Here is a 26686-nt window from a genome sequence, read left to right on the forward strand (position 1 = left end):
CGAACGCGAGCGATAACGCGGGCTTTGGCGATCGGGTCACGTAGTGCCTTAAGCCAAGCGTCGAACTCGGATGTGCGGAGAAACGTGATCATGGCGCACTGTATCCGATAGGATACATCACTGTCAAGTCACCGAGCAGCCTGGGAGGCAGGCCTAACGCCTAAGTTAAGCCGAGACGCGTAGTGGAGCGAAGCACATGGCAAGCTGTATCTGCCATGTGCTTTGCGGAACGAAGCGGCTTCGGCTTGAACGCATTGTTAGGCACCCAGATGCTAAGCAGAACGATGGTCTTCTGCAGTTCCAAAAAGCCGCTTTGCGAGCTCTAGCCCGCGCTCCACTCCCTCTTCCGTAAGCTGCACCGACTTCTGCTTGCCCACGGGATTGAACAGATATCCGGCGTCATGAAGGCGGTTCATGACATCGAAGTCATACCCCTTCCAGGAACTGTTCGTGTCGAAGAGGTGGGCGGCAAGGAGCGCCAAGACTGCCTCATCAATTCGGGACTGATCGTAAGCCATGTTCCAACACTAAGCCTGCATCAAAGGGCGCGCAACGTCTGCGGCCTAACGCCCGAATTAAGCCGAGCCGCGAAGCGGCTTCGGCTTGAATGAATTGTTAGGCCGCTCCCCGCGATGCTTCATGGCTCAATCCTCTTCGCTTCTTGGTCCCGCCCACCTTGATGAAGCACAAGGGCAACAACAGCTCCCTCTTCATCCCTGAGAAAAGTAATCTGGGCGTCGACGATCTCGAAAAAGAACTTTGACGCCGACTCAGGGAAGGCTGGGAAACGAGGCTGGCTACCCAGCTGGATTTCTAGATGGCCCCCAGACTGCTTCACATCAAACACCATCCCGGGAGATAACTCGTAGCGACCGACGTAACTAGCGAGAAGATGTTCCTTGATTTCTACTCGCGCGCGTCCGGCATCAATTATGTCCGATTCACGTCGCCCAGTCTGGCCATATAACTGGAGTAGCAGCTCCGCACCTTCACCATCGAAGCTGGCGCGTACTGCGGTATCAGGGTGGATGAACTCGCGCGGTCGACCTTGTATGGGCGTCATGGCATAACGGTCCCCGTTTTGAAATAGTAGGGCCAACGCTTGGTTCTCGTAGATCACGGAGACCTTCCATTCCTGTTCCGCAAATACATATTGGCCGGTCAGAGACTGCAAAACGTCGACCGGTTGCGTCGCGCGCGTAACCTGTACTTCGCGGAAGGTCGGCCAGTTATATGCGCGGGAGACTGCGCTGAAGAATTCGACGCCGAGGTTTGCTCCATTATCAGAATTGGTCAGGTACACCGCGCCATCACCGGTAAGCAAGTTTAACGTCATGCCTGCCCTGTAACCGACAGTGCCGCCATAGTGGGTAACAAAGACTTGATCGCCTTCACCAATTAATCTAAAGCCGTAAGCATGATCATCGATGGGCTTGGCAAGCATCTCGCGGACGCTGGCTTGGCTGAAGACGTTGCTCTTGCCCTCGTAGCCCTTACGAATTTCGAGAAGGAACATTGCCAAGTCGGTGGCCGTTGCCCACAGGCCGGCTGAGGCCTGATCGGGATGGTTACGCCAGCCCCCTGGCACGATAGTGCCGTCGACTTGATATCCGCGAGCGGTATATGGGTGGCTGGATGTGGGTAATGGCATGGTGAAATCAGCCTGCTTCATACCGGCCGGAGCGAGTAGCCACTCGCGCATGATTCTATCGAAAGGCTTGTTCAGTTGATCCTGCAGAGCGATCTCTATGATGGTGTAACCGTCGCCAGAATAAGCGAGCGATGCCCCCGGTGCGTCCACAACCTCTACCCTGCGTGAATTGCTCGGTGCTTCGCCGCGCACGGTCTGTTGGTCGGTTGGCATCGGTTGGTTCTGTGCATACCCGACGTGCCCCCCTGGCGTGACGCCTGCGGTATGTGTGAGCAGGTTGCGGAACGTGACCGGATTGGCGTCGGTTTGCCGGCCAGCCGGTAGGTGGTAGGACGACAGATAAGTTTCGATGTTCTTATCGAAATCGATCAGTCCTGCTGTCTTCATACGCATCGCAGCGAGCAAAGTTACTGGCTTGGCGATGGAGCCCGCTTGAAACAGGCTGTCACAATCGGCATCTGTGCCATCTGTTTGCAGCCGTCCCCAAGCTGCGCTCCAATCCAGTTTGCCGTTGTGAATTACTGCGACAGACAGCGCAGGCGTCTTGTAGGTGGCCATGCGTGACTCGACGCTAACGGATTTGCTTTCGCCAGCAAACACCACGCGGGGCAGCATGTCGTGCTCAACTTGCTGTTTTCGCGTTTGTGCGTCACTCGCTGTATAGCAACTCCAGTGTTGCTGCAGTTCAGCCTGCTTGCTGTCCCCGATCGTCGACATCTGCGATGTGCCGGCAATCGCTGAGCCGACGATGCCAATAAACAGCGGCACAAACATCACGAATCTGGACATGTATCGTTCCCGTAGTTTGTTGCTTGTTTTCGGTCAGCGGATGAAATTGAGAGCGGCCTAACACCAGAGTTAAGCCGTGCCGCGAAGCGGCATCGGCTTGAACGACTCGTTAGGCCGCCGTTCCCTGGCACCTGCGCCCGACGTGCGACAGCCCAACCCCTGAGGCGAACAGTACAACAAGCGCCGTGTTTGGTGCTGCCGAAGCGCACCACGCGCGCGGCCAAGAACTCTCACCGCGCACTGACCGAAGCCGATTCGGAAGGTCGAATCTTGCGAAGGGTCGCGCCTGTCCGAAGCCGAGGTGCTGCAGGGCTGACTGCCGATGCCTGCACCGCGCGTGCAAGGTGCAAAAACTGCGGGCAAGCGAGGCGTTACCGATTGCCTAGAACCAGGCAACAACAGTGCGGGAAACAAGGCCTAACACCAGAATTAAGCCGTGCCGCGAAGCGGCATCGGCTTGAATGACTCGTTAGGCCGCCGATTACTGGCACCTGGCCCAACCCCTGAGCCGAACACTACAGCAACTTGCCGAGCCTTGGCCGTGCCTGGGGCGGAGCTCAGGGCCGCAATGCGCGCGGCCAAGAAGCCTCAACGCCAACTATAACGAGGCCGACTCAGGATGATCATACTTGTGCCGAAGCTACGTCTGTCCGGAGCCGAGGTGCCTCAGGAATTACTGCCGATGCCTGTCATCGCGCGTGCGAGGTGCCGACGGCAACAGGCGAGCAGGATGCACCACGCAACCGAAAGTGCTGCCGCGACAGTGCGGGAAACAAGGCCTAACACCAGAATTAAGCCGTGCCGCGAAGCGGCATCGGCTTGAATGACTCGTTAGGCCGCCGATACCTGGCAACTGGCCCAACCCCTGAGCCGAACACTACAGCAACTTGCCAAGTCTTGGCCGTGCCTGGGCCGGAGCTGAGGGCCGCCATGCGCGTGGCCAAGAAGCCTCAGCGCCCACCGCGACGGAGCCGACTCAGGATGATCGTACTTGTACCGAGGTTGCGTCTGTCCGGAGCCGAGGTGCCACAGGAACTACTGCCGATGACATCACCGCGCGTGCGAGGAGCCAACAGCTACGGAAGAGCCGTACTTCGCAGGCGACGAACAGCCCTGCTCCGACGTGCGGAAAAACTAGGCCTAACACCAGAATTAAGCCGCGTCGCGAAGCGACGTCGGCTTGAATGACTCGTTAGGCCGCATAGCTCCGGCCGGATGCTCTCGTACCAGTCTGCCCGAGACAAGAAGGTTCTTTGCTGGAACGACCAAGCCTGACTCGAATGGGGTAAACAGAACCGTCATGATGATCATTGGAACGATCCCGATGGTCTTAGCGCTCGGGTCAATCGCTCGGCAAGTGCGGTGTACCGCCGCTGCGTAAGCGATGACTGGCGGAACCGTGATGAGCGCCAAGAAGATGGAACTGGCGACCACCGCTCTGGATGAATGTGTGATTGCGGTGACGATCATGGTGGCGAACCACGCAACGTGAACCAGGTAGCTTTGTAGCAGCCGCCGCCTTTGCTTGATCAGCTTGGGGATCAGAGATTCGTCCATTGCGGCCTAACACCTAAGTTAAGCCGCGCCGCAGCGGGGCGTGAGGCACATGGCAAGCTGCACCTGCCATGTGGTTTGCGCCCCGATGCGGTGTCGGCTTGAACGCATTGTTAGGCACTTCCGCGATCATGATTGCTCCCCTAGTTCCGGAGCTCTGCGTAGCGGCTGCGAAATGCCACCAGCAGAACGACCAGGGAAAAGGCCAAGCCAATTGCAGCGAATGCCCAAGCTACATACCACGGCCAGACGATGCCTGGATAAAGCCACGTTGCTACCCAAGCGAGGCTAAACCACAGCACGCACTTGAGCAAAGTCTTCACCAGCACCCGGCGTGAGATTGCGCCGAGCTGCTCGGATGGTGCGACTACGAGCTTCTCGTAATCAGACATGAGCGCCTAACACCAGAGTTAAGCCGCGCCGCGAAGCGGTGTCGGCTTGAACGAATCGTTAGGCCGCCGCGATGCCTGACAACTGTGCCCCGCCCGACGGCCCAACCCCTGAGCCGAACACTACAACAACTGGGCGGCGCTGGGCGGTACCTGCCGCAGCCGCAGCCGAGAGCCAAGGACGCGCAGCCTGGAACCCGCACCGCCAACCAGCACGAGGCCGATTCAGGGCGATCGTACTTGCGTTGAAGCTGCGTGTGTCCGGAGCCGAGGTGCGCCAGGCGCTGCTGCCGATGCCGCCACCGCGCGTGCGAAGAGCCAAACCACTGCTCCGGCTAAGCGGGAAACAACCCGCTTACGACGCTGCAGCTACAACGGTGCCGGGACTGCGGCCTAACACCAGAATTAAGCCGCGCCGCGAAGCGGCGTCGGCTTGAATGAATCGTTAGGCGCCAACTGTGTTACCGGAGACGCCACGGACCTGACTCAGAAACGCGCTCAACCTTACCTTCAGCCTCAAGCTCTCGGACCAAGGCAACCACCCAATACTGTTGGTTGGAAGACGTTGCCTTTGGGTAATCACCCCAGTCAAGACCGCAGTCTCGACTGATTCGCGCGAGCCTCATCCCCTCAGCACCCGGCTGGCAAACGTCGGAGGACTGCATGAAACCCAGGACAAGCTCCTTGGCATTGTTGCGGATGTTGCGACCGTCATCGACGAACTGCGACATGTCTTCTCCCCAATTGCGATGTGCCTGGTGTGGCGCCTAACACCAAGTAGGCCCCAAAAATGAGGCGGTAAAGTCCACTGGTCGGATTACAGCGCAGAAATGCACCGGTAATGCATACCGCCCCAAAAATGCCGGTATGCACCGCATCACGCCGATGCCGTCCCCTGCAGCCCCGCTCCGACCTCTTACCGTCGAATATCCCGCAACTCCACCTCGAACACCAGCGAGGCGCCAGGCGGTATCGCGCCGCCTGCACCCTTGGTGCCATATCCCAGGTCCGCCGGGATCAGCAGCTCCCGCTTTCCGCCGACCCGCATTCCGGCCACGCCCTCATCCCAGCCGCGGATCACCCGGCCCGCGCCCAGCATGAAGACAAACGGCTGCCCGCGATCCACCGAGCTGTCGAATTTTTCCCCGCGCCTGTCTGCGGCCGCCTGGTCGTACAGCCAGCCGGTGTAGTGCACGCTGACCTCGTCGCCGGCCTTGGCAACGTCGCCGCTGCCTTCGATGACATCGATGCGCTGGAACTCGCCAACGTCGCCCCCGGTATACGGCGGCGGGGTATTCCCGCAGGCGGCGATCAGGATCAGGGCGAAGAGGGCCGCGGCGGCGCGGCTGGGTCGGATCGGCATGCGGAGTGGCTCCGTGTGGACAATGCGTTGCGGCCGCGGGCGGCGTCGGCGGGTTCAGCGCTTGAGCGCGGCGGGGGGCACGTCCAGTTCGATCGACAGCGCCAGGTGGTCCGAGAACGCCGCCGGGAAGGCCTGCATGTCGCGGCAGCCCAGGCCGTCGCTCACCAGGATGTGGTCGATCGCCTTCTGCGGCTTCCAGCTGGGGAAGGTGTGCACCATGCACGCCGGCGGCTGCAGGCGGGTCTGGCGGAACAGCGCGGCCATCTCGGGCTGGTCTACGGTGCAGTTGAAGTCGCCCATCAGCACTGCGTGTGGGGTGTCGGCCAGCAGTTCTGCGATGAACGACAGCTGCGAGGCCCGCGACTGCGCGCCCAGCGAGAGGTGCGCCACTGCGATGGTCAGGCCGTCGTCGCCTTCGCCGAACCGCGCCACCAGCACGCCGCGGCCGGTGATGCGGCCGGGCAGCGCGTGCACGGCGATGTCGAGCGGCTCGAACTTGCTCAGCAGGCCGTTGGCGCTGGAGGCGAACTGGCCCACGCGCCGGTTGGGCTGGTGGGTCCAGTAGTCGAAGCCGCCGCGCTCGGCCAGGTAGTGGGTCTGGTTGGTGAAGCCGGAGCGCCAGCTGCCGGGGTCGGCTTCCTGCAGGCCCACGATGTCGTGGCGGCCGGCCAGCTTGGCGATGGTGTCGAGCATGCCGCGCTTGTTGCCCATCGGCAGCACGTGCGACCAGCTGCGGGTGGCGTAGTCGCTGTAGCGGCGTGTGCTGGAGCCCGCCTGGATGTTGGCGCTGAGCAGCTTGAGCCGCTGCGGTCCGGAAGAGGCTTCCGGCTCGCCCTCGGCGCCCGACGCTGCATCGGGCACCGGTGGAGTCTGGCTGGCGATGTCAGTCCGAGCCACCGGCCCGGGTCGCCGCGCGTTCGCGCGCGATCAGCTGGTCGGTGATGCGCAGGACGTCTTCAAGGCTGCGACCGCGAACGCGGTACTTGCCGTTCACCACCACGGTGGGCGTGGAGTCGATGCCGCTGCGGACGATGAACTGCTTGGTGCGCGCGACCTTTGCGTTCACGGCAAAGCTGTCGACGGTGCCCTTCAGCTGGCCCGCGTCGGCGCCCTGCTTGGCCATCCAGGCGATGATGTCGTCGCTGCTGGCGTCCGGACGCAGGCTGCGCTCGATGTGCATGGCGTTGAACAGCTTCGAGTGCACGCGGTCCAGCACGCCCACGGACTCGGCCGCGAAGAACGCCTTCGGGAAGTTGTCCTGTTCGTAGAACACGGCCGGGAGGTAGGTGAAGCGGACGTCGCCGGGCAGGCGCTTCTTCCATGCCCCCACCAGCGGGTCGAAGGCGGCGCAGTGGGCGCAGGAGTAGGCGAAGACCTCGACCACTTCAATCTTGCCCTCCAGCGGGGCGAAGGGCTGGCCGCCGGGGATCTCGATGTAGTCGGTGCCCGGGACCAGGGCCGGGCCCTGCGTGGCCGCCTGTGTCGCCGCGGCCACGGCGGCGTCTGCCGCGGGGTCGGCGGAGGTGGTGTCGGCGGGCGGGTTGGCGCCGGTGTCCGCGGGCGCGTCGGCGGCGGCGGCGGACGGGTCGACCGCCGGTTCGTCGGTGATCGCGGACTCGCCGGCGGCGGGCGCCGTGGCCTCGGCGGGCGTGGTCACGGCGGCATCGGCGGGTGCGGGCGTCTCTCCGCCGCCGCAGGCGACGAGCAGCACGCTCAGGAGCAGGGGGGCGAACAGCAGGCGCTTGTTGGTCATGGTGTGGACTCGTCTGTTGCGGAAACGCTGGGATTGGATGCGGCCGCGCGCTCGCGCGCGACCAGCAGGTCGGTGATGCGCAGCATGTCGCCGAAGTTGCGGCCAAGCACGCGGTAGCGGCCGTTGACGATCATCGACGGCGTGCCCTGGATCCCCGTGGCGATGATGAAATCGCGCGAAGACTGCATGCCGGCATCGGCTTCGGGCGACCGCATCGCGGCAGTGGCCGCGCTGCGGTCGAGGCCGAGCTCACCCAGCAGCGTGGCGAACTCGTCCAGCGATGCGCCGCGCTGCGGCAGGGCCTGATCAACGTGGATGGCACGGAAGATGGCTTCATGCGTCCCTGCGGGCGCGTCCAGCGAGTCCAGGGCGAAGTATGCGCGGGCATAGGGGTCGCCGGACGTGAACGCGGCAGGCAGGTAGCGGAAGGCGACGTCGTCGGCAAGCGTGCGCTGCCAGCGGCTCACGTGCGGCTGGAAGTCGTTGCAGACGTGGCACCAGTAGGCGAACACCTCCACCACTTCGACCTTGCCGGGCTCGCTCCGGAGCGGCTGGCCGTTGCCGATGGCGACGTAGTCGCGGCCTTCGACCAGGCCGTCATCCGCGCGTGCGGTGGAGGGAAGCACCGTGCCGACGGCAAGCGCCAGCATGAGCAGGACGGGAGTCAGGCGTTCGATCATCGACATGGGTCCTCGAAACGGAAAGCGCCGGCACAGGGGCCTGGCCGGCGCTGGAACTCACCCGTGGCAGGCGCCGCTGGACCGCGACGGCCGGCCGGCGTCACGACGACTGCTGGACGTCCGTGGCGCTCGCTTCGGTCGCCTGGCCGGCGTCTTCGCCTTCGGTCGGCGCGCTGGCGTCCGCGCCCGCGTCCTCGGCCGGGACTGCTTCACCTTCCGCCGGGGCGGCGGGTGCGGCGTCGGCGGCCGCGGCCGGTGCCGGCGCCGGCATGTTCGCGATCGCCGCCAGGGTGGCCGCGTCGGGGCGGGTGTGCAGGCCCTGCATGTAGCTCGACAGCGCGCTGATCTCTTCGTCGCTCAGTTCGGCGGCGATCGACGCCATGATGTCGAACATGTCGGTTTCGCGCTGGTTGGTGGTGCCGGCGCGGTATTCCTCGAGGCGACGCGCCGTATACCAGGCCTGTTGGCCGCCGACGTGCGGGTAGGCCGGGCCCGGGTTGCCGGCGCCCGACGGGCCATGGCAGGCCATGCAGGCCGGGATGCCGCGCTCGAAGTCGCCGCGGCGGAACAGCTGCTGGCCGACCTCGTAGAACTTCATGCCCTCGTAGGGGCCTTCGGTGACCACGGTGTCGTCGGCGATGCCGGCCGAGGACCCCTGGCTGGCGTAATGGGCGCCGACATCGCGCATGTCCTGCGCCGAAAGCATCGAGGCGAAGGGCTGCATGATCGCGCTGGTGCGCTCGCCGCTCTTGAACAGCGCCAGCTGGCGGGCCATGTAGCGCTCGCTCTGGCCGCCGATGTTGGGGTAGATCTCGCCGATGGTGGCCTTGCCGTCCAGGCCGTGGCACGCGGCGCAGGTGCCGGCGAGCGTGGCGCCGTTCTGGGCGTTGCCGGGCGTGGTCGTGGCCAGTTCGGCCAGGGCGTTCACCGACTCCAGCGGCAGGGTCTCCACCGGCTCGGCCTCCTCCAGCGGGGCGACCGTGGTCTGGGCGAAAGCGACGGCACCGACCGCAAGGGCGGCGAATCCGGCGAGGAGGTAGCGGCGGGCGTGACGCATCTGGCTGGACTCCGGGAATCAGGATTGCGGGCAGCGGAAGCCCGCGGTCGCAAGGCCGGTCATTATCCAGTCGCCGGAGCAGGGTGGTCAAACCCGCCCTGGTCGCCCGCTCGTGCGATCCTGTGTCCCATGGCCAATCCCCTCGCTCGCGCCGAATACATGATGTCGGCGCATACCCCCCGCCAACTGCCTCCCGAGGGCGGTTTCGAAGTCGCGTTCGCCGGCCGTTCCAACGCCGGAAAATCCAGCGCGCTCAATGCCCTGTGCCAGCAGAACGCGCTGGCGCGGGTGTCCAAGACGCCCGGGCGCACCCAGCAGCTGGTGTTCTTCAACCTGCCCCAGTACGAGGGCAAGTACCTGGTGGACCTGCCCGGCTACGGCTACGCCAAGGTGCCCAAGGACCTGCAGGCCCACTGGCAGGCCTTCCTCGACGTCTACTTCAAGAAGCGCGAGGCCCTGCGCGGCCTGGTGGTGGTGATGGACATCCGCCACCCGCTGAAGGACTACGACCGCAACATGCTGGCCTATGCCGTGGGCCGCGGCCTGCCGGCGCATGCGCTGCTGACCAAGGCCGACAAGCTTTCGCGCAGCGCGGTCGGCAACGCGATGCAGGCCGTGAAGCGCGACCTGGCCAAGGAGTTCGGCGATAGCGTGGGCGTGCAGGCGTTTTCGGGCGAATCCAAGCTCGGCGTCGACCAGGCCCGCGGCGTGATCTGCAGCTGGCTGGAGATTCCGGCCAACTGAGGCCCGGCGCGACGGTATCCGGGAGGCGGCGCGGCGCGGCACCCCGGCTCGATTGCGTCGATGGCGGCGACGCTGCAATCCGGCAGCGGCCGCGGATGTTCGCGGGCCAGGGGATATAGTGGCTCACTCCGCGCATGACCGTGAACGGTCGCGCTGCCAACCAGCGTCGATGGGCCCGCCACGTGACCGATCCGAACCCAGCACCTCCCGCCGCGCCGATCCGCTCGCGCGATGAACTCGTCGCCTACCTTGCCGCCGGCAGCAAGCCGGCCGAGGCCTGGCGCATCGGCACCGAGCACGAGAAGTTCGGCTTCCGCCTGGACGACCTGCGCCCGCCGGCCTACGAGGGCGATCGCGGCATCGGCGTGCTGCTGGAGGGCCTGACCCGCTACGGCTGGGAGCGCGTGGAGGAGCACGGCAAGGTGGTCGCGCTGCTCAAGGACGGCGCTTCGGTCACGCTGGAGCCCGCCGGGCAGCTGGAACTCTCGGGTGCGCCGCTGGAAAGCATCCACGACACCTGCCGCGAAGTGGGCAGCCATCTGTTCGAGGTCAAGGCGGTGGCCGACGAGCTGCGCGTGGGTTTCCTCGGCATGGGCTTCCAGCCGAAGTGGACGCGCGCGGACATGTCCTGGATGCCCAAGGACCGCTACAAGATCATGCGCGCCTACATGCCCAAGGTCGGCGACCTCGGCCTGGACATGATGACGCGCACCTGCACGGTGCAGGTCAATCTGGACTACGCCAGCGAAGCCGACATGGTGAAGAAGTTCCGCGTGTCGCTGGCGCTGCAGCCCATCGCGACCGCGCTGTTCGCGGATTCGCCGTTCACCGAGGGCAAGCCCAACGGCTACCTCAGCTACCGCTCGCACATCTGGACCGACACCGATCCCGACCGCACCGGCATGCTCGACTTCGTGTTCGAGGACGGCTTCGGCTTCGAGCGCTACGTCGACTACCTGCTCGACGTGCCGATGTACTTCAGCTACCGCGACGGCGTGTACCACGACGCCAGCGGCCAGTCCTTCCGCGACTTCATGGAGGGCAGGCTGCCGGCCCTGCCGGGTGCGCTGCCGACCATGCGCGACTGGACCGACCACATGACCACCTCGTTCCCGGAGGTGCGCCTGAAGCAGTTCCTGGAGATGCGCGGCGCCGACTCGGGGCCGTGGAACCGCATCTGCGCGCTGCCGGCGTTCTGGGTCGGGCTGCTGTACGACGATGCGTCGCTGGACGCCGCCTGGGACCTGGTGAAGGACTTCAGCCTGGCCGAGCGCCACGCCCTGCGCGACGGCGTGCCCAGGCAGGCGTTCAAGCTGCCCTTCCGCAACGGCACCGTGCGCGACCTGGCGCTGCGCGCGCTGGAGATCTCCGCCGCGGGCCTCTCCCGCCGCGCACGGCACAACGAGCAGGGCCAGGACGAACTCCACTTCCTCGACCCGCTGGTCGAATTCGCCCAGGCCAACGAGACCCCGGCCGAACGCAAGCTCGCGCTGTACCACGGCGAGTGGGGCGGCGACATCGACCGCGTCTTCCGCGAGTTCGCCTACTGAGTCGCCACGCCTGGCGGTGTAGCCTTCAGGCATGAACATCCCTTCCGGAAGTCCCGACGTGCCGCTGCGCGAGCAGCTCGATTTCGCCGACACCGACGCGCTGCTGCGCGACGACGTGCGCCGCCTTGGGGCGATGGTCGGCGACATGCTGGGCGAGCAGGTCTCGCCGGCGCTGCTGGAGCAGGTGGAAGCGGTTCGACGCGCGGCGATTTCGCGGCGCGAGAACGGCGAGCCGGTGGATGCGCTGGCCGCGGAGCTGGCGCGGGTGTCGCCCGACAGTGCCGATGCGCTGGTGCGTGCCTTCTCGGCCTGGTTCGGCGCGATCAACCTGGCCGAGCGGGTGCACCGCATCCGCCGCCGCCGCGACCACCAGCGCAGCGAGGACGGGCCGCAGCCTGGCGGTCTGGAAGCGGTGCTTGGCGCGCTGCACGCCGACGGCGTGACCCTGGACGAGCTGGAAGCGCTGCTGCCCGGGCTTTGGGTGGAACCGGTGTTCACCGCCCATCCGACCGAAGCCGTGCGCCGCGCGCTGCTGGCCAAGGAGCGCGTGATCGTGGAGCGCCTGGTGGCCGACATCGATCGCACGCGCACGCCGGAGGAGCGCCTGAGCGACGAGTCGCGCATCCGCCAGGCCCTGGCCACGACCTGGCAGACCTCGGAGGCGCCGCCGCTGAAGCCGACGGTGACCGACGAGGTCGACCACATCGGCCACTACCTGGGCAGCGTGCTGTTCCGGGTGCTGCCGGCGTTCTACGAAGTGTTCGCCGATGCCGTGGAAGCAGCCTGGGGCAAGCGCATCGAGCTGCCCAACGTGCTGCGCTTCGGCACCTGGGTGGGCGGCGACATGGACGGCAACCCGAACGTCGGCGCCGCGACCATCGAGGCCGCGCTGGCCGCGCAGCGCGCGCAGGTGCTGGAGCAGTACCGGGACGAGCTGCGAGCGCTGGGCCAGGTGCTGACCCAGACCCGCGACCGCGCCGGCGTGGACGCCGCGGTGGAGGCGCGGCTGGCCGAGTACAGGGACTTGATGCCCGGTGCCGCGTCGAAGCTCCGCGCGCGCCAGGCCGACATGCCCTACCGGCAGCTGATGGAGCTGATGTCGGCGCGGCTGGCGGCGACCGTGGATGAAGGCGCCGGCGCGGCCTACGACGGCGTCGAAGGCTTCCTCGGCGATCTCGAACTGATCGATGCCAGCCTCGCCCGCAACCGCGGCGACCGCGCCGGCCGCTTCGCGCTGGGGCGCCTGCTGAGGCGCGTGCGCAGCTTCGGCTTCCACCTGGCCGCGCTCGACCTGCGCCAGGACTCCGCCGCCCACGATGCCGCGCTGGCGGCGCTGCAGGGCGATGACGACTGGGGCGAGCAGCCACTGGACGCGCGGCTGGCGCAGCTGCACGCGCTGATCGAAACGCCCACGCCGCCGCGGCCCGGTGCGGACGCCGCGGCGCAGGCTCTGGACGTGTTCCGCACCGTGAAGTCCGCGCGCGCCCGCTACGGCGCCGACGCCTTCGGCCCCTACATCGTCAGCATGAGCCGCAGCGCCGCGGACGCACTGGCGGTTCTGGCGCTGGCGCGCATTGCCGGCTGCGTCGAAGACGACCATGTGCCGCTTGACGTCGCGCCGCTGTTCGAAACCGTCGACGATCTCGACGCCGCCGCCGGCGTGATGCGCGCGCTGTTCGACGACCCGGTGTATCGCCGCCACGTCGCCGCCCGCGGCGACCGCCAGGTCGTGATGCTCGGCTACTCCGACAGCGCAAAGGACAGTGGCCTGGTGGCTTCGCGCTGGGCGCTGCAGCGCGCGCAGGTGGACCTGATGCGGCTGGCGCGCGAGGCCGGCGTGCGCCTGGTGTTCTTCCACGGCCGCGGCGGCTCGGTCAGCCGCGGCGGCGGCAAGACCGAGCGCGCGATCATCGCCGCGCCGCGCGGCACCGTCGGCGGCCGCCTGCGCGTGACCGAGCAGGGCGAGGTGATCCACCGCAAGTACGGCATCCGCGCGCTGGCGCTGCGCAACCTCGAGCAGATGACCGGCGCCGTGCTGCGCGCGAGCCTGCGGCCGCGGCCGCAGGATGCGCGCGTGCGCGAGTGGCGCGCCGTCGCCGACGGCCTGTCCGCCGACGCGCGCGCCTGCTACCGCGCACTGGTGCACGAAGACCCCGGCTTCAACGCCTACTTCCGCACCGCCACGCCGGTGGACGTGATCGAGCGCCTGCAGATCGGCTCGCGCCCCTCGCGCCGTCGCGACGGCGGCATCGCCAACCTGCGCGCCATCCCCTGGGTGTTCGCCTGGTCGCAGAACCGCTCCGGCCTGACCGGCTGGTACGGCGTCGGGCATGCGCTGGAGGCCGGCATCGCCGCGCACGGCCTCGATGCCATGGCCGCCATGGCCCGCGATTGGCCCTTCTTCGCCGCCATGCTCGACGACGTCGAGATGCTGCTGGCCAAGTCCGACCTCGACATCTTCGAACGCTACTCGCGCCTGGCCGGGGACGCGCACGACGCGTTCTTCCCCGGCATCGCCGCCGAGTTCACCCGCACCCGCGACGCCATCCTCGCGATCAAGGGCGAGGACGAGCTGCTGGCCACCGACTACCGCCTGCGCCTGTCGATCCGCCTGCGCAACCCCTACGTTGATCCGATCAGCCTGCTGCAGGTCGAGCTGCTGCGCCGCTGGCGCGAGGGCGGCAGCGCAGACGACGAGCTGCTGCGGGCGCTGTTTGCTACCGTCAACGGCATCGCCGCCGGCATCCAGAACACCGGCTGATCCCGTACCGCATGGAACCCAGGAATCCGCCATGACCAGCGAACTCGTCTTCCACACCAACCCGATGTCGCGCGGCAGGATCGTGCGCTGGATGCTCGAAGAGCTCGGCGTCGAGTATCGCGAGGTGGTGCAGGAGTACGGCAAACGCATGAAGTCGCCCGGATACATGGCGATCAATCCGATGGGCAAAGTGCCGGCGCTGCAGCACCGCGGCGTGGTGGTGACCGAGGCGGCCGCGATCTGCGCCTACCTGGCCGACGCCTTCCCCGATGCCGGGCTCGCGCCCGCGCTCGACGATCCGCTGCGCGGTACCTACCTGCGCTGGATGTTCTTCGCCGCGGGTCCGGTCGAAGCCGCGGTGTCGGCAAATGCGCTGGGCCAGCTGGCGCCGCCGGAAAAGACCGCCTTCGTCGGCTATGGCAGCTACGGGCAGACGATGGACGTGCTGGAACAGGCGGCCGGTGCCGCGTCGCCCTGGCTGCTGGGCGATCGCTTCAGCGCCGCCGACGTCTACGTCGGCGGCCAGGTCGACTTCGGCCTGGCCTTCAAATCGATTCCCGATCGTCCGGCGTTCGCCGCCTGGGCGGAGCGCCTGCGCGCGCGCCCGGCCTACCAGCGGGCCAAGGCGCTGGACGACGCGCTGATGCCGGCGCGGGCCTAAGCGGACGGCGCGCTACGGCGCGGGACAGGACTGCGCGAGCAGCGCGGCGAAGCCCGTGCCCGTGCAGAAGTCGCTGAAGCGCAGGTCGTCGAAGCGCACCTGGTGCACGACCTTGCCGGCCACCGGCAGGTTGAAGCGCGCATCCAGCGCCGCCATCACGTCGCTGCGGATCAGCAGCGGGTGATTGCCTTCGGCCAGCCGCGCGATCGGCGCGATGGGGCGCGGCAGCGGCGGTGCCTGGCGCAGGATGCGGATGAGCGGCGCGGCCTCTTCCATCGCCGCCTGCGCCGCGCTGCGCCGCGGCTCGGGAATGGTGTCCACCGGCGGCAGTTCGAGCGCGAAGCTGGCCAGCGGGATCCTGCCCACCACGTTCACCGCCTGCCAGTCGTGCAGCACGCCGGCGGGGGTGTGCAGCGCCACCGGCACCGCCTGCAGGTTGTCGGCCCCGCGCTCGCGCAGGAAGGCGATGACATCGCGATGGAACAGCGGCGTCAGCGCGCGGACGAGCAGCAGCGGCGATGCGGTTCCGCAGCGTGCCTGGATCGGCCCTTCAGGCAGGCGCTCCAGCGGCAGGCCGGCATGCCAGCCGTCGTGCGCGCCAAGTTCCAGCGTGTGGATGAATTTTGGGAGCAGCAGGTCGTACATGTGGAGCTTGTCCTGGTTGGGACGAAGCACGCTAGGGCGATGCCGGTGGAGCCTGGTCACGGAACAGCCACAGCATCGCGCGCCGGTACGCCTCGCCAATGCTGGCGGCGTGCGTGCCTTCGGGCAGGGTGATCAGCTGCACCTGCCACGGCGCATCGTCGCGCCCGCCCCAGGCCGTGCTCCATTGCGCGGCGTTGCGTACCCGCTCCGCGGTGTCGCGCGCGCCGTTGGCGACGACCACGGCGAGGTCGTCGCGTCGGTGCGGACCGGGCGCGGCGAAGAGCTGCCCGCGCGCCGGCGCCAAGGACGGATTGCTGGCGATACGCCCCCGGAACAGGTCCGGGTCCTTCAGCGCCGACCAGAGCACGAAATAGCCGCCGCGGGACTGGCCGACCAGCACCCGACGCGCGGGATCGGCCCGGTACCGGCTTTCGACCTCGGGCAGCAGCTGGTCACGCAGGAAGTCGTGAAATTGTTCCGCGCCGCCCTGTCCGGGTGCCGTGTCCGCGGCTTGGCCGGTGAAATCGACGTCGCGTTTGTTGATCGCCGGATCGAAGCTGCCGTAGGCGATGCCGACGATGATGGCTTCGGGGAGTTTCTCGTCGTAACCGAGGAACAGGTGGGTGGGCGCGAGGAGCGGGAAAAGGCTGTCGCCGTCGAGCAGGTAGACCACCGGCCAGGTCTGTGCGCCTGTGGCGTCGTAGCCTTCGGGGGTGCGCACGTAGACGTGGTACATGCGGCCGTTGGCCCTGGAAGCGAGCGGGAAATAGCCGCCCTTCAGCGCCGGGAGGTGATCGAGCGGGACGGGGGCGTCGGCGGCGGTCGGGACGCCGGGCGAATGCGGCTGTGCCGTCGCCGCGCCGCACAGCAGGACGGCGAGCAGGAACGCCGTCAGGGGCCGAAGGGTCTGCATGCTGCAGCGGAGTCTAGCGCGCCGGTGCCGCGCGCATCCACGCTGCCGGCGCCCCGATGGACAGCCGTCCCGGCCGCGTTGCTATACTGCCCCCCACTATCCATCGAGTCCGCGCATTGCCCCATTCGCCCGAAGAAAAGCGCAAGGTCCTGGCGCGCATCCGTCGCATCCGCGGCCAGTGCGAGGGCCTGGAGCGCGCGCTGGAATCCGGCGCCGACTGCGGCCCGGTGCTGCAGCAGATCGCGGCCATCCGCGGTGCGGTGAACGGGCTGATGAGCGAGGTGCTTGAATCGCATCTGCGCGAGCAGTTCGGGCAGCCGGCGGCCGACGCGTCCGATCGCGAGGCGCGCGTCGCCGAAATGACCGGGCTGATCCGTTCCTATCTGAAATGACCCATACGCAGCCGCCACGGCGCCACCGCGCCGCGGCCGCCGACCACGCCATTGCATTGCAGGAGTTGAAACCATGAAGACCCGCGCCGCCGTTGCCTTCGAAGCCGGAAAGCCGCTGCAGATCGTCGAGCTCGACCTCGAAGGCCCGAAGAAGGGCGAGGTGCTGGTGAAGATCACCCACACCGCGCTTTGCCATACCGACGCCTTCACGCTGTCCGGCGAGGATCCGGAAGGCGTGTTCCCGGCGGTGCTGGGCCATGAAGGCGCCGGCATCGTGGTGGAGGTGGGCGAGGGCGTGACCTCGGTGAAGCCCGGCGACCATGTGATCCCGCTCTACACCGCCGAGTGCGGCGAGTGCCTGTTCTGCAAGAGCGGCAAGACCAACCTCTGCGTGGCCGTGCGCGCCACCCAGGGCAAGGGCGTGATGCCCGACGGCACCACGCGCTTCAGCTACAACGGCCAGCCGGTCTACCACTACATGGGCTGCTCGACCTTCGCCGAACACACCGTGGTCGCCGAGGTCTCGCTGGCCAAGGTGAACCCGGAGGCCAACCCTGAGCACACCTGCCTGCTCGGCTGCGGCGTGACCACCGGCATCGGCGCGGTGCACAACACCGCCAAGGTGGCCGAGGGCGACAGCGTGGCGGTGTTCGGCCTCGGCGCGATCGGCCTGGCGGTGATCCAGGGCGCGAAGCAGGCAAGGGCCGGCCGCATCATCGCCATCGACACCAATCCGTCGAAGTTCGAGCTCGCACGGCAGATGGGCGCGACCGAGTGCGTGAACCCGAAGGACCACGACAAGCCGATCCAGCAGGTGATCGTGGAGATGACCGGCTGGGGCGTGGACCACAGCTTCGAGTGCATCGGCAATGTGGAGGTGATGCGCGCGGCGCTGGAGTGCGCGCACCGGGGCTGGGGCCAGAGCGTGATCATCGGCGTGGCCGGCGCGGGCAAGGAGATCTCGACGCGCCCGTTCCAGCTGGTGACCGGCCGCAAGTGGCTGGGCACGGCCTTCGGCGGGGTGAAGGGCCGCAGCGAGCTGCCGGGCATGGTGGAGGACGCGATGCGCGGCGACATCCAGCTGGCACCGTTCGTGACCCACACGCTGCCGCTGGAGCGGATCAACGAGGCCTTCGACCTGATGCATGAAGGCAAGTCGATCCGCACCGTCATCCGCTACTGAGCCGGCGACGTGAACGAAGGCGGCGCGAGGGACACGGCTACTGCCACGGACACGGACACGGGCACGCGCACGCGACGCGTCCTGGTGGCCGGCGCCAGCGGCCTGGTCGGGCGCGCACTGGTCGCGCGCCTGTGCGCCGATCCCGGCGTGGCCGAAGTGCATGCGCTGCTGCGCCGCCCGCTGCCGCTGTCGTCGCCAAGGCTGCAGCTGCATGTGGTCGATTTCAGCCGCCTGCCGCCGCTGCCGCCGCTGGACGAAGCCTTCCTCGCGCTCGGCACCACGATCCGCGTCGCCGGCAGCCGGGCGGCCTTTCGCGCGGTCGATGTCGATGCCAACCTCGCCGTGGCCCGCGCGGCGCTGGCCGCGGGTGCCGCGCGGATCGGCCTGGTCAGCGCGATGGGCGCGGACTCCGGCTCGCGCGTGTTCTACAGCCGCAGCAAGGGCGAGCTCGAGGACGCGCTCTCGGCGCTGCCGCTGGACGGGCTGGTGATTGCGCGGCCCTCGCTGCTGCTCGGCGACCGCGACGCACTGGACCAACCGCGGCGCCGCGGCGAACACCTGGCCGCCGGCCTGGACCGCTGGCTGCGGCCGCTGCTGCCGGCGCGCCTGCGCGGCATCGCCGCGGAGGATGTCGCCGCCGCGCTGGCCGACGCCCTGCCACAGGCGCGCGGACGCAGGATGCTGGAGTCCGCCGACATGCAGGGCGCGGCGCGTCGCTGAATCGCCGCCGCGACCACCCTTCCGTACCCATCCACAGATCTTCCGGAGAATCACCATGGAACGCATCGAACACCGCGCCAGCTTCGGCGGCTGGCAGGACGTCTACCGCCACCGCTCCGAGGTCCTCGGCTGCGACATGACCGTGGGCGTGTACTTCCCGCCGCAGGCCGCCGACGGCCCGTGCCCGGTGCTGTACTGGCTCTCGGGCCTGACCTGCAACGAACAGAACTTCATCACCAAGGCCGGCGCGCAGCGCTATGCCGCCGAGCACGGAATCATCATCGTCGCGCCCGACACCAGCCCGCGCGGCAATGACGTTGCCGATGCGGAAGGCTACGACCTCGGAAAGGGCGCCGGCTTCTACGTCAACGCCACGCAGGATCCGTGGGCACGGCAGTACCGCATGTACGACTACATCGTCGACGAGCTGCCGGCGTGGGTCGAAGCCGATCCCTCGGCAAGCGACCGCCGCGCGATCAGCGGGCATTCAATGGGCGGCCACGGCGCGCTCGCGATCGCACTGAAGAATCCCGGTCGCTACCGCAGCGTCTCGGCGTTCTCGCCGATCGTGGCGCCGTCGCAGGTGCCGTGGGGCGAGAAGGCCTTCGGCGCCTACCTCGGCGACGACCGCGAGGCGTGGAAGCAGTACGACGCGGTCGAGCTGGTGAAAACCGCGAAGGAAAGGCTGCCGCTGCTGGTCGACCAGGGCGACGCCGACGAGTTCCTCGACAACCAGCTCCGGCCGCAGCTGCTGCAGGCCGCCTGCGAGGCAGCCGGCCATCCGCTGACCCTGCGCATGCAGCCCGGCTACGACCACAGCTACTACTTCATCGCCAGCTTCATCGGCGACCATGTCGCGCACCATGCGGCGGCGCTTCGGGACTGACAGGCAGGAAGTCCGTGTACGCGAAGCGGCCATCGCGCAGCACGGTGTCGCCGCGCTCAAGCGCGAGCGGGGCGCTGAACATCGGGCCGTCGCTGACGCAGGTGTGGAATTCGCCGTTCTCGCCGCAGGGGTCGACGTCGGCGGGCAAGGCGTCGAGCAGGGCCGCGTCGAAGTTCCGGCCGGCGAACGCAGCGTCGAGCAGCTGCGTGTCGACGCAGCACAGCGCCGCGCGCAGGCCGCCGGCCGCCATCTCGCGCGCGAGCACGCCAGTGTCGCGGCCGAAGAGCGGGAAAACCGCCGTCCAGCCCAGCCGCGTGCACAGCGCTTCGCGCCAGGCGCGGATGTCGGCCAGCAGCAGGTCGCCGAAGGCGATGCGGGTGATGACCGGCCAGCGCGTGCGGGCGGCGTCCAGCGCCGCCGCGAAGGCCGCTTCGTAGCACGCGTTGTCGCAGGCTTGGGGAATTCGCGATTCGATCAGCGGCAAGCCCGCCGCCGCGGCCTGCGCGCGCAGCACGTCCACGCGGACGCCCTGCATGGACGCACGCTCGTGGCCTTCGGTGATCGTGCAGAGCAGGCCGAGGACGTCGACCCCGTCGCGCCGCATCGCATGCAGCGCCCAGGCCGAGTCCTTGCCGCCGCTCCATGCGAGCAGCACGGGCCGGCGATCCACGGTCAGCCGGCGCGGACGTCGCGCAGTTCCCAGGCGGAGCCGGCCAGCAGGCGCATGCGGTGCTTGAAGACGTCCCCACGCAGGCTGGTATTGGCCACCAGCTCGATCCGCTTCTCGCGCTGGACGCCCTCCACGGTGGCCGCGGGATCGGTGGCGCCGAGCAGCGGGTCGACCTCGTCCGGTTCGTCCTGGGTGGCTCGCCAGCGTTCGAACAGCTGGTCGCCGCGCAGCGCCTCCTGCAGGTCGCGGGCGAAGCCCTCGGCACCGTGCGCGGTGAAGGCAAGTTCGCCCGCTGTGCGCGCGGCGGCCGGGTCGGGGATGGCGATAAAGTAGCGGGTGGCCATGGCGGCGTCCGTGGTGTGGCGATCGGCCAAGCTTAGCGACCCGCCGTTAACCTCGCGTTGCGCGGCCTCACGCGAAGGCGTGGTCCCCGGCCGCGAAGCCCACCACCACGGCGCCACGGCCGACGTTGACCATGCCGGTGGTGCTCATCACGCTCTCGAACACGTCCACGTTCTGGTCGCGAGGGGCTTTTGGTTGATTGTTCCGGGTGATTGCTCCGGGAGGGTGCGCGCTGCCCGCCGTCGAGGCAGGGGGGATGCCCAGCCGGAATATGCGCATCCTGCTCCCAGTTCCGGCCGCCGGCCATCCATGGCCGGCTCTGGGCATCCCCCCTGCCTCCACGGCGGGCCCGGACCTTTTGCGCGGTGGTGGACGGGGGCAACGTCGACGCAGATGTCGCAACCGGGCGGTCGTCACCGGATCAGGCGGCACAGCCACGCCAGGGCGACCCCTACGAGCGCGAGCGCGCGCCCGCTCTTGATCTTCGACCCGAAGCAAGAAAACTCCATGGCCCGTCCCGTGCACAGGGGGTGTGCGGAGAGCCGGCCATGGATGGCCGGCGCCCGGCCGCTGGGAGCAGGACGCGGAGACGGCCGGCGCAGCACACCCCCTGTGCGCGGGACGGGCAGCGCGGGCTACAACGGAGAAATGCACGGAACGGGCAGCGCGGACCAGAACGGAGCAGCTCCCGGTGCGATACCACCCACTAGGCCGGGCCGGCCAATAGGCCTCTCCCTGCCGATGCGCACGGTAACGGGCAGCAGCTCGTCGCACACTATCGGGGCGTTCGCCGGGCGCGTGCCCCGGCTCAGCGGTTCGGGGTCGGCTCGCCCCGGCGCCGGGCCTCCTCGGCTTCGAGGCGTTCGCGGTGGCGGATGAACAGCGGTACGCCGATGCCGATGCCGATCATGATCAGCGTGCCGGCGATCAGCATCCAGCCGACAGGGCGGGCGATGATTTCGACCAGGACAGGATGCATTGCGGGTCTCCCGAGGGGTTCGGGGCGATGATCGGCCGCGGCGTGCCGAGGCGTATTGACCGTGGTCAATGCTCAGTCCAGGGCGTCCAGCACCCCGTCGGCGACCCGTCGCGACGCGCGCGGGCCGAGGTGGCCGTAGTCCCAGGTGGTGAGTTCGCCGGGATCGTCGACGTAGACCAGGCAGCCGCGCAGGTCGCACAGCCGGTCCAGCGCGGAAACATGGGTGACGCCGGTGCGCCCGGCCAGCGCGGTGGCCAGCGCCCGGTCGAGGACGCCGGGTTCGGGCAGGGTCTCACCGCGCAGGCGCTGCGGCACGCGCAGGAAGGGAGCGGCGTCGTAGCGCCGGACCAGCAGCTTCGGCAGCCACTCGCGCCAGCGCGGCGCGGGACCGACCACCACGACCTGGCGCACGCCGGCGTCCTGCATCGCGACGATGGTTTCATCGAGGTTGCGCAGGACCTGGGCGGGGTCGACGTAGTCGTTGGCGGTCCAGTAGCTGAAGAGCACCGCGTACTCCGGCTGCAGCTCGGCGATGCGTGCGATCACCCAGGCATTGCTCTCGCGGCAGAACGGCTTGGTGGATGACAGGTACGGCCTGCAGCCGCTGCGCGTGAACTGGGCCAGGCGCAGGCGATCGCCCGCGGCCTCGCGCAGGCCCGGATAAAGCAGTGCCGCGTGGGAGTCGCCCCAGATGGCCACCAGCGGCCGCGCCGCCGGACCGGGCGGGTCGACGCACTCGGGCAGGAACATCGCCGGCTCGCCGCTGGCGCCGGTCAGCGAACAGCGGCCCTCGCGACTGGGTTCGCGCCAGTCGTAGCCATAGTTCGCGTAGGCGCGGACCGGCTCTCCGGCGCGCGACTCGATGCCGCGCAGGCCCCACACCGCAAGCGATGCCAGCAGCACCACGGACATCGTCGGCAGCAGCACCAGCAGCGCCGCGCGTGCGCGCATGCGTCGGCGCAGCGGCCGCTCCACCAGCCACCAGGTCAGCCCCGCGAACGCGAAGGCCAGCGCAACCAGCGCCAGGCGCAGCAGCGGCGCGACTTCGCCCGCAGCATGGATGCGGGCGAAGGACAGCAGCGGCCAGTGCCACAGGTAGAGCGGGTAGCTGACCAGTCCGATCCAGACCAGGGCGGGACGTGACAGCAGCCAGCGCATCCACCGCGCGGCGGGGGTTGCGGTCAGCATCAGCACGCAGCCGATGACCGGCAACAGCGCACGCCAGCCGGGGAACGCCGCCTGGTCGTCGAGGATGAAGCAGGCCGCCAGCACCATGGCGAGGCCGACCACGGCAGCCATCTCTGCAAGTGCGCGCCGACGCGGTGGCGCCGCAGCCGTTCCGACCGGACTCCGCAGCGCCAGCCATGCGCCGGCCAGCAGTTCCCAGAACCGGGTGAAGGGGAGGAAGAAGGCCGCGCTGGGGTCCTTCGGAGTCAGCATCAGGCAGGCGGCCAGCGACAGGACGCCTGCCAGTACCGCGAGTCCGCGCAGCCCGACGCCCATGCGCGCGGCCAGCACCAGCAGCAGCGGCCAGGCCAGGTAGAACTGCTCCTCCACGCCCAGCGACCAGAGGTGCAGCAGCGGCAGGGTGTCCGCGGCGGGTGAGAAATAGTCGGCGTCGAACCAGAAGACGAGGTTGGCGATGAAGCCGGCGGACGCGGCGGCATGCCGGCCAAGCGTGGCGTAGTCGGACGGAACCAGGAGCCACCAGCCGGCCACCAGGCATGCCGCCAACACCAGGCCGAGGGCAGGGAACAGCCGCCGGATACGCCGCACATAGAAGGCGCCAAGCCGGATCCGCTGCCTGGAAGCGAGTTCGTCGCGCAGCAGGGAGGTGATCAGGTAGCCGGAGATGACGAAGAAGACGTCGACGCCGACGAAGCCGCCGGGCACCAGGCCCGGGAATGCGTGATAGCCGATCACCGCGAGGACGGCGATGGCGCGAAGGCCATCGATGTCCGCGCGGTACGCCAGCCCCTGCGGGTGGCTGGCGGCGGTGGTCACCGTTGGCCGGCGGCCGGATACGCCCGCGGCAGTTCGCCGCGCGCGGCGTCGGGTTCGGCGCGCAGGTAGCGGTCGCGGAGCTCGGTCTGGCGCGAGCGCATGTCGATGGCGCGGCCGTCGAACCACACCCGCTGCGCAAGGCTGGCGACGTCCAGCGGGTCGCCGTCCCAGAGCACCAGGTCGGCGCGCAGGCCGGGGGCGATCGCGCCGATGTCGCCGTCGACGCCAAACGCGCGCGCCGGCACCCGGGTCAGTCCGGCGAGGCCGTCTTCCCAGGGCAGGCCGTGGGCGACGGCGTTGCCGGCCAGCTGGCGCATCTTGCGCGCGTTGTGCGAGGCGTCGCCGGCCTGGGTGAAGCCCACCTCGACCCCGGCCGCGCGCAGCACCGCGGCGCTGCGCAGGCTGGCGTGGATGCGGTCGAAATTGGCCGGCAGGTTGTCGAGCGGGTCGACGAACACCGGCACCTTCGCCGCGGCCAGTTCACCGGCCACGCGCCAGGCCTCGCCGCCGCCGCGGATCGCGATGCGCACGCCGTGCTTCTTCGCCCAGCGCAGCAGCTGGCGGATGTCGGCGGCGCGGTCCACCGCAACCACCAGCGGGCGATCGCCGTCCATGTGGCGGCGCAGGGTGTCGCGTCCGGCCGGCGTCAGCAGCGCGGCGTGCGAGCCGGCATCGATACGCCCGCGCGCCTCGTCCACCAGCTGGTCGAGCAGCATCCACTGCGCCGCGCGCGAGCCGCCGCTGAGGCCGGAGGCGCGGCTGCCGAGGTCGATGAAGAGTAGCTTCGGGCCGGTCGGCTGGTCGCCGCCGTCCAGGCGCATGGCCGCGCCCTGGCCGCCGATGATCGAGCCGCCGGCGCCGGTGCCCGCGGACAGCAGGTTGAAGCCGATGCCTTCCACGCGCGCCACCGGCAGCAGCAGCGAGTCCGGGTTGTAGGCCAGGGTGACGTCGAACTCGGGGCGCACCACCATGTCGTGCGCGCTGCCGCCGAGCGCGAGCGTGCCGTCGGTGGTCGCGTCCTCGCCCGACACCTCCTCGATGCCGATGCCGGTGATGCCGCCGAACAGCGTGGGCGTGACCGGCCTGCCGCCGGCTTCGACCACGGTGGCGCCGCCGGCATCCAGGCCGGTGCCGACCGCGGCGATGCGGCCGTTGCGCACCAGCACGTCGGCGCCCTGCAGGGTGCCGCGCTCGGTGGCGGTATGCACGGTGGCGTTGCGGATCAGCAGGTCCTGGGAAACGGCGGTAGCCGAGGCGGCAAGCATCGTCGCCAGCGCGATCCCCTGTAGGAGCAGCCATGGCTGCGACCGGGCGGAGCGTCGAGTCTGGTCGCCGCCATAGCGGCTCCTACAGGATGCGTCGCGTGGGAGCGGCCATGGCCGCGATCGGTGTGGCGGGGAATCGAGACCCGGCCTGTTGCCGCATCGTGTCTGCGAGTCGCGGCTGTAGCCGCTCCCACGGGAGAGGCTCATCGGGCGCCTCCCGCGGCGGCGCCGCGGCCGAGCATGAAGTCCGAGCGCGGCTGGCGCGCGGGGTCGTGGCGGTCGTAGACGGTCGCGCCTTCGATCCAGACCTGTTCGGCCAGCGCGTACGAGCTGAAGGGGTTGCCGTTCCACAGCACCACGTCGGCCATCTTGCCCGGCTCCAGGGTGCCGGTGCGGTCGGCGATGCCCATGGCTTTCGCCGGATTGCGGCTCAGCCAGGTCATTGCGTGTTCGGGGGTGATGTCGATGCCCACGCGGCGCGCGTTGGCGATCACCTTCGCGGTTTCCTGGTTGAGGCGCTGGATGCCCTCGTCGGAGTCGGAATGCACGATCGCGCAGCCGCCCGGCGCGCGGTCGACGATGGCGATGTTTTCCTGGATGCCGTCGAAGGCCTCCATCTTGAAGCCCCACCAGTCGGCCCAGAGCGCGCCGCAGACGCCGTCGCGGCCCAGGCGGTCGGCGATCTTGTAGGCCTCCACGGCGTGGTGGAAGGCGGCGATCTTGAAGCCGAACTCGTCGGACAGGTCGAGCATGGTCACCATCTCGTCGGCGCGGTAGCAGTGGACGTGGATGAGGATCTCGCCGTCCATCGCGCCGGCCAGGGTCTCGAGCTTGAGGTCGCGCTTGCCGTCCTTGCCTCCGTCCTTCGCGCGCTTGTCGCGGTAGTCGGCGGCGTCGATGAAGGCGGCGCGGTAGCCGGCGACGTTGCCCATGCGCGTGGCCGGGCCGCCCTTCTGGCCGTAGACGCGCTTGGGGTTCTCGCCGCAGGCCATCTTCAGGCCGTGCGGAGCGCCGGGGAACTTCATGCCCTGGTAGCTGGTGGCCGGAACGTTGCGCAGCGTCACGCCGCGGCCGCCGACCAGGTTGGCCGAGCCGGGCAGGATCTGCAGCGTGGTGACGCCACCGGCAAGCGCGGCGTGGAAGCCGGGGTCCTGCGGCCACACCGAATGCTCGGCCCAGACCGCGGCGGTGACCGGCGAGGTCATCTCGTTGCCGTCGCTGTGCGAGCGCGTGCCCGGGCTCGGGTACACGCCAAGGTGCGAGTGAATGTCGATGATGCCGGGCGTGACCCACTTGCCGCTGCCGTCGACGCGGATCGCATCCGCCGGCACATCCAGGCCGTTGCCGACGGCGACGATGACGCCGTCGCGCATCAGCACGTCGGCGCCGTCCAGCCGCGCGCCGGCACCGTCGAGCACGGTGGCACCGCCGATCAGCACCGGCGCGCTGGCGATGCGCCGGTAGGTGCTGGGATAGGCGTCGCCGGGCGAACCGGACGAGGCGGATGCGACGGTGGCGGAGGTCGAGCGGCTGCCGCTGTCGCCGCTGTCTCCCGCCGCACTGGTGGTCGCACAGCCGGTGGCCAGCGCGATCGCGAGCGCCGCGGCAAGCGCGGCGGGTGTCCTGAGTCTCATGCGGTGTTCCCCGTGGTTCGCCGCCCACCGTATCCGGGCGGCGTGGCCGCAGGCAATGGGCGGAAGGTCAGGGATCGCGGCCATGGCCGCTCCCACAGGAG

The 26686-nt window shown here is 68.7% G+C and carries 22 protein-coding genes and 2 pseudogenes; 8 read left to right on the plus strand and 16 right to left on the minus strand.

Annotated features, from left to right (window positions below):
- Positions 1-272: 272 nt before the first annotated feature.
- The 7 genes and pseudogenes from WCD84_RS10605 to WCD84_RS10635 all read right to left on the minus strand — a co-directional run.
- Positions 273-518 (minus strand): DUF6429 family protein, encoded by a 246-nt coding sequence (locus tag WCD84_RS10605; RefSeq protein ID WP_199363390.1) that lies wholly within the window; start codon positions 516-518, stop codon positions 273-275.
- Between the two features lie 119 nt (positions 519-637).
- Positions 638-2440, minus strand: a complete 1803-nt coding sequence (locus WCD84_RS10610; RefSeq protein WP_343281345.1) for a serine hydrolase — start codon at positions 2438-2440, stop codon at positions 638-640.
- 2859 nt (positions 2441-5299) lie between these two features.
- Positions 5300-5746: an FKBP-type peptidyl-prolyl cis-trans isomerase gene (locus tag WCD84_RS10615; RefSeq protein WP_343279656.1), complete on the minus strand. Its 447-nt coding sequence runs from the start codon at positions 5744-5746 to the stop codon at positions 5300-5302.
- A 54-nt stretch (positions 5747-5800) separates the two neighbouring features.
- Positions 5801-6541, minus strand: coding sequence for an endonuclease/exonuclease/phosphatase family protein (locus WCD84_RS10620; protein WP_449280104.1), 741 nt, complete (start codon positions 6539-6541; stop codon positions 5801-5803).
- Positions 6542-6629: 88 nt separating this feature from the next.
- Positions 6630-7499 carry a thiol:disulfide interchange protein DsbA/DsbL gene (locus tag WCD84_RS10625; protein WP_343281347.1) on the minus strand — a complete coding sequence of 290 codons (870 nt, stop codon included), beginning with the start codon at positions 7497-7499 and terminating at the stop codon, positions 6630-6632.
- Positions 7496-8179 (minus strand): thiol:disulfide interchange protein DsbA/DsbL, encoded by a 684-nt coding sequence (locus WCD84_RS10630; RefSeq protein WP_343256145.1) that lies wholly within the window; start codon positions 8177-8179, stop codon positions 7496-7498. The genes WCD84_RS10625 and WCD84_RS10630 overlap by 4 nt, the downstream gene beginning before the upstream one ends.
- 244 nt (positions 8180-8423) lie before the next feature.
- Positions 8424-9236: pseudogene (locus WCD84_RS10635) on the minus strand (c-type cytochrome); the annotation flags it as partial.
- Positions 9237-9365: 129 nt separating this feature from the next.
- Here WCD84_RS10635 and yihA point away from each other — a divergent pair.
- The 4 genes from yihA to WCD84_RS10655 all read left to right on the plus strand — a co-directional run bounded on the left by yihA (position 9366) and on the right by WCD84_RS10655 (position 14952).
- Positions 9366-9980 carry a ribosome biogenesis GTP-binding protein YihA/YsxC gene (gene yihA, locus WCD84_RS10640; protein WP_343256146.1) on the plus strand — a complete coding sequence of 205 codons (615 nt, stop codon included), beginning with the start codon at positions 9366-9368 and terminating at the stop codon, positions 9978-9980.
- A 134-nt stretch (positions 9981-10114) separates the two neighbouring features.
- Positions 10115-11530 (plus strand): glutamate--cysteine ligase, encoded by a 1416-nt coding sequence (locus WCD84_RS10645; protein WP_343281348.1) that lies wholly within the window; start codon positions 10115-10117, stop codon positions 11528-11530.
- 31 nt (positions 11531-11561) lie between these two features.
- Positions 11562-14291 carry a phosphoenolpyruvate carboxylase gene (gene ppc, locus WCD84_RS10650; RefSeq protein WP_343281349.1) on the plus strand — a complete coding sequence of 910 codons (2730 nt, stop codon included), beginning with the start codon at positions 11562-11564 and terminating at the stop codon, positions 14289-14291.
- A gap of 31 nt (positions 14292-14322) precedes the next feature.
- Complete coding sequence (locus WCD84_RS10655) at positions 14323-14952, plus strand: glutathione S-transferase family protein (RefSeq protein ID WP_343281350.1); 630 nt, start codon at positions 14323-14325, stop codon at positions 14950-14952.
- A 12-nt stretch (positions 14953-14964) separates the two neighbouring features.
- Here the strand turns inward: WCD84_RS10655 and WCD84_RS10660 are convergent, their stop codons facing one another.
- Both WCD84_RS10660 and WCD84_RS10665 read right to left on the minus strand, forming a co-directional pair.
- Positions 14965-15627 carry a hypothetical protein gene (locus tag WCD84_RS10660; protein WP_343281351.1) on the minus strand — a complete coding sequence of 221 codons (663 nt, stop codon included), beginning with the start codon at positions 15625-15627 and terminating at the stop codon, positions 14965-14967.
- 1 nt (position 15628) lies between these two features.
- Positions 15629-16510: an alpha/beta hydrolase gene (locus WCD84_RS10665; RefSeq protein ID WP_343281352.1), complete on the minus strand. Its 882-nt coding sequence runs from the start codon at positions 16508-16510 to the stop codon at positions 15629-15631.
- A 116-nt stretch (positions 16511-16626) separates the two neighbouring features.
- Here WCD84_RS10665 and WCD84_RS10670 point away from each other — a divergent pair, with 116 nt between their 5' ends.
- From WCD84_RS10670 to fghA, 4 genes are all read left to right on the plus strand, one after another.
- On the plus strand, positions 16627-16902 hold the full coding sequence (locus tag WCD84_RS10670) for a metal/formaldehyde-sensitive transcriptional repressor (RefSeq protein ID WP_343256151.1): 276 nt from the start codon (positions 16627-16629) through the stop codon (positions 16900-16902).
- Between the two features lie 73 nt (positions 16903-16975).
- On the plus strand, positions 16976-18085 hold the full coding sequence (locus WCD84_RS10675) for an S-(hydroxymethyl)glutathione dehydrogenase/class III alcohol dehydrogenase (protein WP_343281353.1): 1110 nt from the start codon (positions 16976-16978) through the stop codon (positions 18083-18085).
- A gap of 9 nt (positions 18086-18094) precedes the next feature.
- Positions 18095-18805: an NAD(P)H-binding protein gene (locus WCD84_RS10680; protein WP_343281354.1), complete on the plus strand. Its 711-nt coding sequence runs from the start codon at positions 18095-18097 to the stop codon at positions 18803-18805.
- 55 nt (positions 18806-18860) lie between these two features.
- Entirely contained in the window at positions 18861-19691 is an 831-nt protein-coding gene (fghA, locus tag WCD84_RS10685; protein WP_343256154.1) for an S-formylglutathione hydrolase, read from the plus strand.
- Here the strand turns inward: fghA and WCD84_RS10690 are convergent.
- The 7 genes and pseudogenes from WCD84_RS10690 to WCD84_RS10720 all read right to left on the minus strand — a co-directional run bounded on the left by WCD84_RS10690 (position 19645) and on the right by WCD84_RS10720 (position 26585).
- The gene (locus tag WCD84_RS10690) at positions 19645-20361 is read right to left on the minus strand and encodes a Dph6-related ATP pyrophosphatase (protein WP_343281355.1); all 717 of its coding nucleotides are present in this window, start codon (positions 20359-20361) and stop codon (positions 19645-19647) included. The genes fghA and WCD84_RS10690 overlap by 47 nt on opposite strands.
- A 2-nt stretch (positions 20362-20363) precedes the next feature.
- Positions 20364-20705, minus strand: coding sequence for a hypothetical protein (locus WCD84_RS10695; RefSeq protein WP_343256156.1), 342 nt, complete (start codon positions 20703-20705; stop codon positions 20364-20366).
- Positions 20706-20772: 67 nt separating this feature from the next.
- A pseudogene (locus tag WCD84_RS10700) lies at positions 20773-20868 on the minus strand (DegV family protein); the annotation flags it as partial.
- Positions 20869-21511: 643 nt separating this feature from the next.
- Positions 21512-21682: a hypothetical protein gene (locus tag WCD84_RS10705; RefSeq protein ID WP_343255924.1), complete on the minus strand. Its 171-nt coding sequence runs from the start codon at positions 21680-21682 to the stop codon at positions 21512-21514.
- Between the two features lie 72 nt (positions 21683-21754).
- Positions 21755-23686 carry an acyltransferase family protein gene (locus WCD84_RS10710; RefSeq protein ID WP_343281356.1) on the minus strand — a complete coding sequence of 644 codons (1932 nt, stop codon included), beginning with the start codon at positions 23684-23686 and terminating at the stop codon, positions 21755-21757.
- Positions 23683-24951: an amidohydrolase family protein gene (locus tag WCD84_RS10715; RefSeq protein WP_343281357.1), complete on the minus strand. Its 1269-nt coding sequence runs from the start codon at positions 24949-24951 to the stop codon at positions 23683-23685. The genes WCD84_RS10710 and WCD84_RS10715 overlap by 4 nt, the downstream gene beginning before the upstream one ends.
- A 203-nt stretch (positions 24952-25154) precedes the next feature.
- Positions 25155-26585, minus strand: coding sequence for an amidohydrolase (locus WCD84_RS10720; protein WP_343281358.1), 1431 nt, complete (start codon positions 26583-26585; stop codon positions 25155-25157).
- Positions 26586-26686 lie beyond the last annotated feature (101 nt).

The sequence above is a fragment of the Luteimonas changyuni genome, assembly GCF_039548395.1.
Classification (GTDB): Bacteria; Pseudomonadota; Gammaproteobacteria; order Xanthomonadales; family Xanthomonadaceae; genus Luteimonas.